Source organism: Planotetraspora kaengkrachanensis (assembly GCF_016862895.1).
Classification (GTDB): domain Bacteria; phylum Actinomycetota; class Actinomycetes; order Streptosporangiales; family Streptosporangiaceae; genus Planotetraspora; species Planotetraspora kaengkrachanensis.
Genome location: NZ_BONV01000009.1, coordinates 147,489 through 160,361, shown reverse-complemented (window position 1 = coordinate 160,361; position 12,873 = coordinate 147,489). Strand labels below are relative to the sequence as shown.

Genomic DNA, 12,873 nt, shown 5'->3' with positions numbered 1-12,873 from the left:
GCCTGTGTACGCCCGTAGACGGACGCGGAAGTTCCGACCTCGGCCAGACGCGCCGGGAGGGGTGGATTCGTCACCGTGTTCATGTGATCGAAGTAAGAGAGTTGACGAAGCGATACGGCTCCACGCTCGCCTTGGACCGGCTGTCCTTCCAGGTCTCCCCCGGGAGGGTGACGGGCTTTCTCGGGCCCAACGGCGCGGGGAAATCCACGACCTTGCGCGTCATCGTGGGCCTGCATGGCCCGACGTCCGGCGTGGCCCTGGTCAACGGGCGTCGATACGCGGAGATCAGCCGCCCGCTGTACGAGGTGGGCGCGCTGCTCGACGCCGGCACCTTGCATCCGGGGCGCACCGCGTTCAAGCATCTCGCCTGCCTGGCCCGCAGTCACCGCATCGCCTCCGCCAGGATCATGACGTTGCTGGAGCAGATGGGGCTGCAGGGCGTGGCGCACAAGCGTGTCGGGGGATTCTCGCTCGGCATGCGGCAGCGGCTCGGCATCGCGGCGGCACTGCTCGGCGATCCCGGCGTCATCCTGCTGGACGAACCGGTGAACGGCCTGGACGCCGAGGGCATCCGCTGGATGCGCGGCCTGATGCGCACGCTCGCCGCGGAAGGCCGGACGGTTCTGCTGTCCAGTCACCTGATGAGCGAGATGGCCCTGACCGTCGACCACGTGCTCATCATCGGACGGGGCAGGCTGATCGCCGAGTCCTCGATGGAGGACCTCGCCAAGCGTTTCTACCGCGACGTCCTGGTCCGATCCCCGAGGCACCTGGAACTGGGCGGGATCCTGCAGGCCGCCGGCATGTCGGTGTCGTCAGGGCCGCAGGACCGCCTTGTCGTGACGGGCGCCGACACCGCCACGATCGGCGATCTCGCCGCCGAGCGGCGCATCCCGATTCACGAGCTGACGCAGCGCAGCGCCACGCTCGAGGACATCTACCTCGAAATGACCGACGAGGCCGCCGACCATCGCACCGCCGACCATCGCGGCGGCGGCAGAAAGGGCCTGGGATCCGCATGACGCAGACAGCACCGCCGAGGAATGCCCCGGCCGAAACGGCCGTGGCCGGGGTCACATCCGTGATGGACGTCGTCGCGGCGGAATGGCTCAAGCTCCGGACCATGCGCTCCACGTGGGCGGTCTGGGCCGGAGCGGCCGCGTGCACCCTGATCGGCCTGGTCGTCATCATGAGCCACGTCGCCTCCTACGATCAGGCCACACCGCAGGAGCAGGCGTCCTTCGAGAGCGCCGATCCAGCCGTCGCCGTCATGCCGCTCGTGGCGTTCTTCATCGGCTCGCTCGGTGTCCTGGCCATCACGTCCGAGTACTCGACCGGGTCCATCGCGCCCAGCCTGGTCGTGGTTCCCCAGCGGCGGCTGCTGCTGGCCGCCAAGACCGTGGTGGTCGCCTGCGTAGCCCTTGCCGGCGGCGTGCTGTTCGCGGGCCTGTCACAGATCGGCGCCATGCTCATCCTCGGTGACCGGCCCGCACCGCTCAATCCCTGGGCTCACTGGTGGGAGTCGGTCCCTTCCGCGGCCGGTACGGCCGTCACCACCCTCGCCACCGGCCTCGTGGCGTTGGGACTGGGAGTGGTCCTGCGGTCGGCGGCGGCGACGACAGCGGTGATGGGGGCACTCACCCTGGTGGTGCCGATGTTCGCGCACATGCTGCCCGAGCCCGTCCATCTGTGGGTGGCCTCGGTGCTGATTCCCAACCTCGCTCCCCAGATCGCGGGCCAGGAGTCGGCGTATCTGCTGTCACCTCCCGCGGCCATCGCGGTCCTGACGGTATATGTGGTCGTGGCACTGGGGGCGGCGAGTCTCAGCTTCTCTCGCCGCGACTCGTGACACCGCCGTCCAGCCGTCTCCGGGGCGGCCCGGGAACGCGGCGCGATTCACCCCGGACGGCGTCCCCATGCCGACACCATCGGCGCGGTCGCGAGGTCCATGCCGCCGGCCGCCACGTTGGCCAGGTGGCGCTCGATCTCCTCCTCGGTCGCGTGGCCGCCGGCGCGGAGCAGCCCGGGAAGCCGCCGTCCGTAGGCCAGATCTGCGCCGCGCCCGGCCGGCATCGCGCGGAATCCCGTGCGGATCCGGTTGGCCAGCCGCTCGCGCTCAGATCCGGTGGTCATGCTTCTCGTCTGCACGTGCACCGGTGCGGTGCACGTCTTCCCGGGCCGGGTCGCGACGAACTTCTCGGCCACGGCGACGTCGAAGCTGTGCCGTCTGACTGAAGAGTTCCACGCCAGAGGCTCATCGCCAGGTGCTCCGGCTGTCGCGAAGCGGAGTCCGGGGCATCACGATTCGTCGTCGGGGGACGGCACTTCACCCGGCGTTCTCCTTGGAGTAGGAAGGTGATGCCGCGCACACCGACGGCACCAGCGAGGAGGGTCATCGCGTGTCCCAGCCCGATACGGCCTCCACCCAGGAAAGGACTCCCGCGTGGCGTTACGCCATCGGGATGTTCGGCACCTCGATCCCGATCAACATGATCAAGGGATCGATGATCCTCTTCTACGTCGACATTCTCGGGCTCGACGTCCGCGCGTACGGCGCGGTCATGGTGATCTACGCGATCATCGACGCGCTCGACAATCCGGTGCTCGGCCACCTGTCCGACCGCACCCGAAGCCGGTTCGGCAGACGCCGGCCGTGGCTGCTCGTCGGCGCGCCGATGCTCGCGGCCTGCATGATCGCGTTCTTCTCCGCGCCGGCGACCTTGCAGGGTGTCGGACTCCTGCTCTGGTTCGCGGTGTTCGCGATCCTGTGCGAGGCCTTCGACTCGATGCTCAACGCGAACTACGGCGCGCTGCTCCCTGAGCTGTACCCGAGGGAGCGCGACCGCGCCGTCGCCAACAGCCTGCGCCAGGGCTTCCAGCTCGTGGCGCTCGTGATCTCGCTCGCCGTCACCCCGCTGCTCACGACAGAGGTGTTCGGCACCGAGGAATCCACCGAAGGGTTCCAGATCACGGCGATCATCTACGGCGCGGTCGCGCTCGTCGTGATCGTGTTCATGGCGCTCGGCGCGCGCGAGAGTCCCCGCTACTCCACGCGGGAGCGGCCGCAGTTGCTGCGCAGCGTGTGGTCGATCGTGCGCAACCCGATGTTCTGGACGGTCGGGCTCACCGGCGCCTGCTACGGGATCGCCATGGCACTCGTGCTCTCGGGCATCCAGCTGTACGTGCGCTACTCGCTCGGGCTCCCGGTCGGGAACGCGCTCTACCTTCAGGGCATCGTCATCCTCATCTCGGCGGGCGGCCTCGCGGTGTGGACGCGCGTCGTCGCGCGGCGCGGCGCCCTGTGGACCTGGCGACTCGCCTTCGCGGTCCTGGCTGCCGGCTTCGCGGCCTTGTTCTTCGCTGTCGACCTCGTCACGGCGATCGCCGCGGGTGCGCTCGTCGGCGTCGGGTGGTCGGGGATGCTCGCGACGAACGACCTCATCGTCGCGCGCGTGCTGGACGCCGACGCGTCACGCAACGGGGAGCACCGCGAAGGGCTCTTCCTGTCCGCGTTCGGCTTCTTCAGCCGCCTCAACGGGATCGTGACGGGACTCGCGCTCACGTCCCTGGGCGTGTTCTTCGGCTACAACTCAGGTGACGATCCCGGCACCGACGCAGGACTCGCGTTCCGGGTGTACCTGTGCGTCTACCCGTTCGTGCTGACGGCGATCGGGGCCGTCGCGGCGCGATTCGTCTCGGTGCCGCTCGAGACGCCGCCCGCGGCGGATGCCCCGGCCGAGCCGCCGCCGGACGGTCCCGTGAACGAGTCCGCCGCGGAGCGCAGCTGATGACCCGAAGGGTCGTGATCACGGCCGACGATCTCGGCCGTGAGCCCGGGACGACTGAGGTCGTCGTCGCGCTGCTCGCCGAGGGGCATGTCAGCGCGACGACGCTCATCGCCGTCTCGCCGGCCGCGGAGCGGGCCGCGGACCGGGTCCGGGAGCTCGGCGTCGTGCCGCGGCTGCACGTGACGCTCACGAGCGAGCGCGGGCTTCCACGCTGGCGGCCCCTGGACGGTGCGGCGAGCCTTGTCGATCCGGACGGGACGCTCACTGACGAACCTTCGGCTCTGGGGGCCCGCGGCGAGGCCGAGGACGTGATCCGGGAGGCGGGCGCGCAGCTGCGATGGATGCGCGACCGGGGCCTTACGCCCGAAGGGGCGGACTCCCATGCCGGCACCCTGTACGGCCTGCACGGCCGATCGTGGCTCACCGAGACGCTCGAGTGGTGCGCGCGTCACGGCCTCGCCTTCCGGCTGCCCCGTGACCCGGAGCCGTACGTCGGCGGGCCACTGCCGCCGCAGTTGTCGGCGGCGCACGAGCGCGGGGTCGCCCTCGCCGACGCGCTCGGGGTGTCGATCCCGCAGACGATCGCGACCAACCGGCGCCCGGCACACGAGCTCGGCGCCTACGAGCGGCTGCGTGACGACTACCTCCACCGGCTCGTGGCCCTCCCCGAGGGCACGAGCGAGTTGTTCCTCCACCCGTCCCGCGAGGACGCGGTCACGGGACCGGACGGCATCGTGCGGACCTGGGAGGCGCGGCTGCTGCGTGACCCGGTGTGGCACAGGGCCCTCGAGAGCGAGGGCGTCGAAGTCGTCGGAGACTGGTGGACAGGATCGTAATAAATCTACGATGTAAAGGCGTTGCCTCGCCGGTCTTCGCCCCCGGCGACCATCAATGCGCACTCGGCGGCACCGCGGACAGGGCGCCATCAGCCGCCGCCACAACGACGGGAATGGCGGAATACGGCCGCGATGACGTGCTCACGCGTCGGCCAGGAGGGAAGATCGGTGCATGAGCGAACATCCACCTGGTGGCAGCCCCGAGTGGCTGCGGGAGATTTCCGAGGTAATGGGCCGCGCCGGCCGGGCGTTGTCCGAGGCGCTCGAGATGGCCGAACCTGCCGCGCGCAGGGCGGCGGCGGAACTCGCCCGGATGCGGCAGACCCTGGCCGCGCAGGGCGCGATGGGGTCTGCTTACCGCGGTGACCTCGACGAACTGCGCGCCGCCCTCGAAGCGCTGACGGCCGAGCAGCTGCAGGAGATCTCAGCCGCCGCCGCCCTGCTCGCGTCCATGGCCGACGACGTCCTGAGAGAGACCACGTCCTGAGCGACGTCCTGAGAGAACGGTGCCGCCGCCTGCCTGCTCTGGTCAGGACGTGAAGCCGTACCGTCCGCGGAGGCGGACGAAGCTGGCCGGCGTCAGCACCTCTTGGCGCTCCAGCCCGGTGGTGGTGCGCCGGAACAGGACGACCTCCTCCCGCCCGCCCGGTCCGATGGGCTGTACGAGGCGGCCGCCGTGCTCAAGCTGTCCGATCAGCGGCGGGGGAACCTCGGGAAACGCCGCGGACACGACGACGGCGTCGTACGGGGCGTGCTCCGGAACTCCGCCGCTCCCGTCCCCGAGCAGCAGTTCGACATTGTCCACGCCATTGCGGGCCAGGTTCCGCCGAGCCTGCTGAACGAGATCTGGCCACATGTCGATGCTCACGACATCGTGGGACAGGCGAGCGAGCAGCGCGGTCTGGAAGCCGACTCCGGTGCCGATCTCCAGCACATGCTCGTCCCCGGTGAGGCCGAGGCCCTCGATCATCCTCGCCGACAGCGATGGCTGCGTGGTCACCTGCCCGTGAGCGATCGGGAGGGGAACGTCGTCGTATGCGGCTGCGGCATCGTCGGCAGGTATGAATCCTGCTCGCGGTACGGCGCGGAACGCCTGGAGCAGTCGCTCGTCGCGGACCCCCGCCGCCCGGACGGCTCGGACAAGATCCTCGGGGGAAGCGGGTCCGGCCACGTGGACCCCCCTTCCGCTCACCGGAGAGTGATCACGCCGGTGCGCCTGAGGCCGGCCCGGAGGGAGCCGAGGTTCTCGGCGAACGACCTGGCGCAAGGGCACTGCCTGGCCTGATGAGCTTACCCGCGGACCGGCCGAACCCTCTGGGGGAGGGCGCGTGGAGTAACGGCGTCCCCATGGCCCGGCAGCGGCGATCCGCCTTCAGCCGGATGCGTTGAAGGCGCCCGGGATCGCGAACGTCTTTCCATTCGCATTAAGACGTGGCCGGGCCGGAAATCGAGCAGCTCCACGGACGCGACCGAATAAATGCCGGTGCTCCGAATTCGTGATCCGAGCCTGATCCAGGTTACGCCGGAATTTGTTACGCACATATTTATTCGAGGTTAAATGAACCGGGCCGCCCGGGCGCGGCTTCGTGACGCATGGTAACGAAACGAGGGCGCATCGTGGAGCGCCATTCCGGCCTATGGGCATCGAGGTGCGGCTTAACCTGGACTTTCTTGTGAACCCGGTCCGATCGCGCGGTGGAACCGGTGCCGTCCCGTCTCGCGGGGCCAGGGTGAGCGGTCGGGCATGCCGGTGAATTCGGCGAGCCGGGAGCCGTGATGCGGCTCCCATTCCTTTTTCTGCAGGTCGGGGCCGCGGCGCGGATGTCGTCAGTGTGCGTGAAATCCGGGGCGGCGATCCAGGGGCGGGGCCGTCCTAGTTGCCGCGTCCTCGGCCAAAGATCTCAACAAATGAGACGTATGCCTCGGGAAACACTCAAGAAACGTGGGCTGACTAACGTCCCGATTGCAATACTTCTCAACTCCTTTTTCGGGAGAGCTTTGTGAAAGAAAGAACACGGAGAAGTGCCCGGCTGCTTCTCCGGGTGATCGCCGCGCTGACGGTCTCATCGGCCCTGACCTCGCTGGTGACGGCGGCGCCGGCCAGAGCGGCCACCAGTGCGACCACCAGTGCGACCACCACGGCGTCCACGACGGCAGCAGCGACGCGAACGACGACTTCGGCGGACCTGCCCGACCCGATGGCCCGCGGGCCGTTCGGGCACCGGGTCATCGAGGAGGCCAAGTTCGGCCTGGCGGCCATCGAGGAGCCGAACTCCGACGGCGCCGCCCCCACGGCAGGGACGGCCCAGGCGCCGGAGCAGGTCGAAATCCGCGGTCAGCTCTACATGCCGGACTGGGCCCGGCGCACCAAGCCCTCACCGCTGATCATCCTGGTGCACGGCAACCACGGCTCGTGCGACTCCGGGCAGGACAGCGTGAACCTCACGTGCGCCCAGTTCAAGCACAACGAGAACGGCTACGCGTACCTCGCGGAGAACCTCGCCACGTGGGGCTACACGACGTTCTCCATCTCGCAGGACCAGCTGATGATGCGGCAGGACAACAACAAGGGCAAGGGCATGCACAACCGGCGCATGCTCATCGCCGCCGCTCTCGACGCGATCAGCGCGGCGACCCGGGCCAAGGGCCTGCCCGTCGACCCGCACACGACCATCGGCACGACGCTCTCCGGCCACCTCGACCTGACCCGCATCGGCCTGATGGGGCACTCGCGGGGTGGCGACGCCGTCGCGAACTTCCTCGACTACAACCGCATCCGCACCGACGGCCCGCGGTACCCGATCCGCGGTGTCATCTCGCTGGCGCCGGTCGACTACGAACGCAAGGCGCCGTACGGCATGCCGTTCATGGCGATCCTGCCGATGTGCGACGGCGACGTCTCCAACCTGCAGGGCGCCCGCCTGTTCGAGCGCAGCCAGTACGTCAACCCGGGCGACCCCTTCCCGCGGATCCAGGTGGAGCATCTGGGGGCGATCCACAACTGGTACAACTCCGTGTGGTACGCCGACGGCGGCGCGGACGGCCAGAGCAACAACGACGCCGCGTGCGGCAACTCGGCGCCGTTCGCGACCAACAACATCCACCCGCACAACCTGCGGCTCAGCGGTGCGGCGAGCTACACCGACCCGAATCTGAACTACGCGATCGACAACTCCGATCCGCTCAACCCCGCCGTGAACACCAAGATCTCGGGTGACGCGGCACGCATGGGCGACCAGGAGAAGCTCGGACTGGCCACGATGGCCGCCTTCCTCCGCCGCTACGTCGGCGGCGAGGGCGCGTTCCAGCCGTACATGACCGGTGAGCTCTCGGACACCTCCACCGGGCTGCAGGTCCCGCCGGCGGCGTGTCCCACGAGTCCGTCCGGCACGGCCATCCCGTGCAACGAGCGGGTCAACACGACCTACTTCGCCGCGCCGCAGGAGCGGGTCGACGTGATACGTCCCGAGGTGGGCAACCCGCTCACGCTCAACGCCCTCGGCGGCTCCCTGACCGGCGGCGGCTTCGCCGACCCGTACGCGCAGGCCGCCGGTGTCGCACCGAAGCCGGCTAGGACCGCGGGCGGGTACGACTGGTGCAACCCGGAGCCTCAGGACTTCGCGCCGTCGCAACTCGGCAAGAGCAGGCTGCCGACCGCGGCCAAGCCCTGCCCGCTGCCCACGGCGAGCGCGCTCGGCGGGCAGAACGGCACCCGCGAGAACAGCCCGATCAACCATTCCTACGGCCGCCAGCTCACCCTCGCGTGGGACCGGAACTCGGCCGCCACGCTCACCGCCCAGATCCCGGCCGCGTCGAAGGACATGCGCGACCTCAAGGCCCTGGCTCTGAGCGCAGCCGTCAACTTCTTCGACACCCGCAACCCCGGCGCCGACAATCGCGGCGACAACACCCGGGACACGACGGTGAACGGCACCCCGGCGAACCCGGTGTGGCCGAACGAACTGCCGACGTCGTACGACCCGGCCTCGACGACCCAGAACTTCGTGATCGCGCTGAGCGACACGGCCGGCCACGAGGGCACCGTCGACGCCGGGGACCCCCGCTGGGGCAACGCCCTGCACATGTCGACCGGAACGAACACCCCGAACACGCACATCGTCCTCGACCAGATCCGCGTCCCGCTCGGTGAGTTCGCCGCACAGGGCGTTGACGTCGGCTCCCTGTCGAAGCTCGAGTTCCGCTTCGGCGTGGGCGACATGCCGAAGTCCGGCTCGATCGAGCTGGCCGACGTGCGCTTCCAGGAGAGCGAGGCGGGATCGAAGATCCTTTCGGACGGCGACAGGGCGAACGGCGCCGGCTACGGCAGGACGGCCGGTCCGGACCCGGCGGCGTACCTCGCCGCCTACGACAACACTCCGGGCGACGTCAAGCTCAACGACGTGGTCGCGAACCCGCAGGGGAACACGACCTGGACCGTCGACGACGACAGGAAGCAGTGCCCGAACGCCCAGTTCACCTCGATCCAGACGGCCGTCGACCACGCGGCGCCCTGGGACACGATCGTGGTGTGCGCGGGCGTATACCAGGAGTCTTCGACTCCGGTGAACAGCACGTCCAACCCCGTTCAGACGGGCGCGAGGAACGGCCTGACCATCAACAAGCCCTTGAAGATCAAGGGTGCGGGATCCGACAAGGTGACCATCGAGCCCGACCAGTCGCTCGGGACGCTGGCGGGCGACCAGCCGTACCTGCGTGACGGCGGCGGCAACGTGATCACGGTGTCCAGGCAGTCTCTCGGCTCGACCGACACCAACGAGATGTTCGTCGACATCTCGGGCGTGACGGTGACCTCGGGCAAGGTCTGGGCCGAGGCGGGCATCGCCTACTTCGGTGCGGCCGGACGGGTCGCGAACAGCGTCGTCGGCCCGATGAAGGTCGCGGCCGACGCGCAGGAGCTGGCCGGGCACCCGCACGGCTGGGGTGTCGTAAAGACCGGCGTGATCCAGGGTGCAGGCCCCGGCACGGTCGAGAGCGAGCTCACCGTCACCGACAGCGTGATCACCGGCTACCAATCGGGCGGCATCCTGTTCGACGGCGCCCGCGGCAAGGACGGCAGCCCGGACAACACCGTCCGGACCGGCATCCGGTATCACGGATACGTGACCGGTACGGTCGTCACGGGCAAGCCGAACAGCCTGTTCCCGCAGGCCGGCGTGAAGTACACCAGCGGTGTGACCGGCTTCGTGAACGACAGCCGGATCACCGGGAACTACTACACGCCCGCGCCGTCGCAGTCGTACGGCATCCTGCTGACCGACGCCGGCACCGATACGGCCGGAGCGCTCACCGCTTCGGGTGACATCCTCACCGGGAACGGGTTCGCGGTGTACAACGCCGACGCCGGCAACACCGCCGTGCGCGAAGGCGCACCGTTCGCCCTGTCGGGCAGCTACCTGGGTACGGGCCACAAGACACGAACCGGGCTCAAGGCCGTCTCCGGCCCCGACAGCACGGGCGCGGCCACGGTCGCCGTCACCGGTCTCCGCTCGTCGCCGCCGCGGGGGGTGCCGACCGGAGTGGGTCGCGTCGCCGACCACGGGCCGACGGCCGAAGTGGCCGACCCGGGGCGTGGATCGGTGTTCCAGGTGGGATCCACGGTGCATCCGCTCATCCGTGGCGCCGACGACTTCGCCGTCCAGTCGGCGAGCCTGCTCGTCGACGGCACCAAGGTCGCAAGCACCACCACCGCGCCGTATCTGCTCAGCTGGACGCCGGGTCCGAAGGACGCCGGCAGGCACGTCACGTTCCAGGCGCTGGTCGTCGACTCATCCGGGAACGCGACCCGCTCCAGCCCGGTGACCTACACCGTCGCCCCGGTGACCCCGCCGCCCACGATCAAGATCGGCAAGGTGGAGACCGACGCCGACGCGGGCGCGGCGACGATCACCACCACGGTGAACACGGCCGGCACGGTCACCCTGTCCGGCGACAAGGTGGCCACGGTCACCCGTCAGGTGCGCGAGGGGAGCACGTTCACGATGAAGGTGACGGTCGCGCCCGCGTACCGCCAAACCTTGATCAAGCTGGGCAGGCTTGCCGTCGATCTCACGATCACGTTCGAGAACGCGACCGGTCGGAGCGCGAGCCGGTCCGTGGAGGTGACGCTCATCAAGAAGAGGTGATCGGGCGCTCGGACGCACTGACCGGAAGGGCCCACCGCAAGGGGGCCCTTCCTGGCCGGCCGAAGTCGGGGCGGTCCCCGGCGCACCGGGCGTGAGCCGCCGACCGCGCTGCTGACCGAGCGGACTCGGCGGTTCGCCGGCAAGCGGCGGCAGGAGTCGCCGCCGGGATTCGACGTCCCCGTGGCGGCGCTGCGCGATGCGGGCTTCCGTGAGGTCGAAGCCATCTGGCAGGTGCTCTCGAATCGCGTGCTGCCGGCCGTGCGTTAGCCCGCGGCGACCGGTTTCCTGGTCCGCTCGGGCACCAGCAGCACGAGGGGCAGGACGACCAGCAGGATCAGTACGACGACGTTGAGCGCCTTGTCGAGATCTCCGTACACGTGCAGATGACGCATGTGGTAGATCAGGTGCAGCACGTTGAACGTCAGCAGGACGAGCGCGGTGACCTGCATGAACATGGTGTTCTTCACCTGCCACAGCGCGATCAGGCCCAAGACCGTGAGGGCCAGGAACATCGCCCCGGCGTCCTTGGCCAGGTGCTCGTTGAAGGGGCCAAGTTGGGGCAGCCAGCTCCGGCCCATTCCTGGGAAGTTTTCGTACCAGTGTCGCGGAGCGCCGTAGGCCCAGCCACCGGTGACCGCGTTGGCCGCGGTCATCACCACGAGCACCAGGCGACGCAAGGTGATGGTCATACCTGTACGACGAGGCAGGCGCACCGATTGTGAAGAGGCCGCTCAGTAGGACTGCAGCTCGATCAGCATGCCCTCGGGGCCGCGGACGTGGGCGGTCCGGAGGCCCGGACCCCATTCGGGACGGTCGGCCGCGGCGGCCGCCGGTGTCGCGCCATGGCGCAGGCAGAGCGTCAGCGCGGCGTCCACGTCGGCCACCCGGCACACGAACATCACGTCGTCCTGCGCGGGGGAGCCGTCGGCGGGCAGGCTCGCCGTCCCCGCGACCGCGGCCATCGCGGCACGGTCGAACAGGACCAGCACCCCCTGACCGTCGACGTCCCAGGCGGCGTACGGCCCGCTCGCGTCGCCTCTCGCCAGCTCGGCGCCGAGCAGTTCGGGAAGGACGGCGTCGTAGAAGGCGAAGCTGGGGGAGAAGCGGGTGACGAGCAGCCGGGGGTGAAGGGCGTCCATGATGTCCTCCAATAGTAGGTGAAGACCCACTATAGGGCTAACCCTACAATTGCCCGTATGGACCTCTCCACCGGTCGGCCGCCCAGCCTGCTCGGGCTCAGCACCTATCTGCTGTCTCTGACGGGCAAGGCGGCGCGAGCCGGGCTCGCCGAGCGGCTGGCCGCCCGCGGGCTCCGGCTCTGGCACATGGCGACGCTGGCGGCCCTGGCGGACTTCGGCCCGCACGCGCAGCGTGACCTGGCGACCCGGCTCGCGATGGACCCGAGCGACGTGGCCAAGGTGGTGGACGAGCTGGCCGTCGCCGGCTACGTCGACCGCTCGCGTGACCCCGGTGACCGGCGCCGGGTCGCCGTCACCCTGACGGACTCCGGGCGTACGGCACTCGCCGAGCTGGACGCCGACGCCAGAAGGGTGCAGGACGAGATCCTCGCTCCGTTGAGCCGGGAGGACCGGCTCCGGCTGCACACCCTTCTGCGGAAGGTGTACGGCGGGCTCGGCCGCTCCTAGTGCTCCGACCGCACCTATTGATCTTTGAGTTGTTGCCGTTCGTTATCTGCCCAGAGCGGCGTTTCACACAGAGAGCTCTTGCGCCTCCACCGCCCGGCAATAGTCGAGTTGCTGCTGCGCCAGCTTCCGGACTCGTTTCAGTGATGCGATCCGCTCGTCGATGAGGTTGATCTTGGACTGCAGGCTCTCTTGTGCTCGCGCGTGATCTAGCACGCCGTCGGTCATCTCCTGGGAGAAGGCCAGGATCTCGCGCAGGGAGAAACCTATCGATTTCCCGGAGGCGATGAGGTCGGCCGTTTCGATGTCCTTCTCGGTGTAGTGCCGATAGCCGTTCTCGCTGCGGCTACTGGAGAAGAAGCCCACCTTCCCGTAGAAGCGGATCGTGTCGGTGCTGACGCCGACGCGTTTTGCGAATTCGCCGATCAACATACGCTGAGCCTCCCTGTCGATCCGAGCGGAG

At 69.2% G+C, this 12,873-nt stretch carries 12 protein-coding genes; 7 read left to right on the top strand and 5 right to left on the bottom strand.

Translation table 11 applies throughout. From position 1 onward, the window contains the following. Nucleotides 1–83 precede the first annotated feature (83 nt). Both Pka01_RS13065 and Pka01_RS13060 read left to right on the top strand, forming a co-directional pair. On the top strand, nucleotides 84–1,022 hold the full coding sequence (locus tag Pka01_RS13065; RefSeq protein WP_203882975.1) for an ABC transporter ATP-binding protein: 939 nt from the start codon (nucleotides 84–86) through the stop codon (nucleotides 1,020–1,022). Next, entirely contained in the window at nucleotides 1,019–1,849 is an 831-nt protein-coding gene (locus Pka01_RS13060; RefSeq protein WP_203882974.1) for an ABC transporter permease, read from the top strand. The genes Pka01_RS13065 and Pka01_RS13060 overlap by 4 nt, the downstream gene beginning before the upstream one ends. Before the next feature lie 47 nt (nucleotides 1,850–1,896). On the opposite strand, the gene Pka01_RS13055 is transcribed toward Pka01_RS13060, so the two are convergent. After that, entirely contained in the window at nucleotides 1,897–2,133 is a 237-nt protein-coding gene (locus Pka01_RS13055; protein WP_203882973.1) for a hypothetical protein, read from the bottom strand. A 266-nt stretch (nucleotides 2,134–2,399) separates the two neighbouring features. Between Pka01_RS13055 and Pka01_RS13050 the strand changes: the two genes are divergently transcribed. The 3 genes from Pka01_RS13050 (at nucleotide 2,400) to Pka01_RS13040 (ending at nucleotide 5,111) form a co-directional block, all read left to right on the top strand. Next, complete coding sequence (locus tag Pka01_RS13050; RefSeq protein ID WP_239114937.1) at nucleotides 2,400–3,788, top strand: MFS transporter; 1,389 nt, start codon at nucleotides 2,400–2,402, stop codon at nucleotides 3,786–3,788. Continuing rightward, entirely contained in the window at nucleotides 3,788–4,624 is an 837-nt protein-coding gene (locus Pka01_RS13045; protein WP_203882972.1) for a carbohydrate deacetylase, read from the top strand. The genes Pka01_RS13050 and Pka01_RS13045 overlap by 1 nt, the downstream gene beginning before the upstream one ends. 172 nt (nucleotides 4,625–4,796) lie before the next feature. Then, nucleotides 4,797–5,111, top strand: a complete 315-nt coding sequence (locus Pka01_RS13040; RefSeq protein ID WP_203882971.1) for a hypothetical protein — start codon at nucleotides 4,797–4,799, stop codon at nucleotides 5,109–5,111. A gap of 42 nt (nucleotides 5,112–5,153) precedes the next feature. Here Pka01_RS13040 and Pka01_RS13035 read toward each other — a convergent pair whose 3' ends face one another. Then, on the bottom strand, nucleotides 5,154–5,795 hold the full coding sequence (locus Pka01_RS13035; protein ID WP_203882970.1) for a protein-L-isoaspartate(D-aspartate) O-methyltransferase: 642 nt from the start codon (nucleotides 5,793–5,795) through the stop codon (nucleotides 5,154–5,156). A gap of 829 nt (nucleotides 5,796–6,624) precedes the next feature. Here Pka01_RS13035 and Pka01_RS13030 point away from each other — a divergent pair. Continuing rightward, nucleotides 6,625–10,767, top strand: a complete 4,143-nt coding sequence (locus Pka01_RS13030; RefSeq protein WP_203882969.1) for a hypothetical protein — start codon at nucleotides 6,625–6,627, stop codon at nucleotides 10,765–10,767. Between the two features lie 263 nt (nucleotides 10,768–11,030). Here Pka01_RS13030 and Pka01_RS13025 read toward each other — a convergent pair whose 3' ends face one another. Together Pka01_RS13025 and Pka01_RS13020 are read right to left on the bottom strand one after the other, a co-directional pair. Beyond that, nucleotides 11,031–11,456, bottom strand: a complete 426-nt coding sequence (locus Pka01_RS13025; protein ID WP_203882968.1) for a hypothetical protein — start codon at nucleotides 11,454–11,456, stop codon at nucleotides 11,031–11,033. A gap of 42 nt (nucleotides 11,457–11,498) precedes the next feature. After that, a complete protein-coding gene (locus Pka01_RS13020; RefSeq protein WP_239114936.1) occupies nucleotides 11,499–11,906 on the bottom strand; it encodes a VOC family protein in 408 nt (135 codons plus the stop codon). Nucleotides 11,907–11,963: 57 nt separating this feature from the next. Between Pka01_RS13020 and Pka01_RS13015 the strand changes: the two genes are divergently transcribed. Next, a complete protein-coding gene (locus tag Pka01_RS13015) occupies nucleotides 11,964–12,413 on the top strand; it encodes a MarR family winged helix-turn-helix transcriptional regulator (RefSeq protein WP_203882967.1) in 450 nt (149 codons plus the stop codon). Between the two features lie 63 nt (nucleotides 12,414–12,476). On the opposite strand, the gene Pka01_RS13010 is transcribed toward Pka01_RS13015, so the two are convergent. Then, complete coding sequence (locus Pka01_RS13010) at nucleotides 12,477–12,842, bottom strand: MerR family transcriptional regulator (protein ID WP_203882966.1); 366 nt, start codon at nucleotides 12,840–12,842, stop codon at nucleotides 12,477–12,479. Nucleotides 12,843–12,873 lie beyond the last annotated feature (31 nt).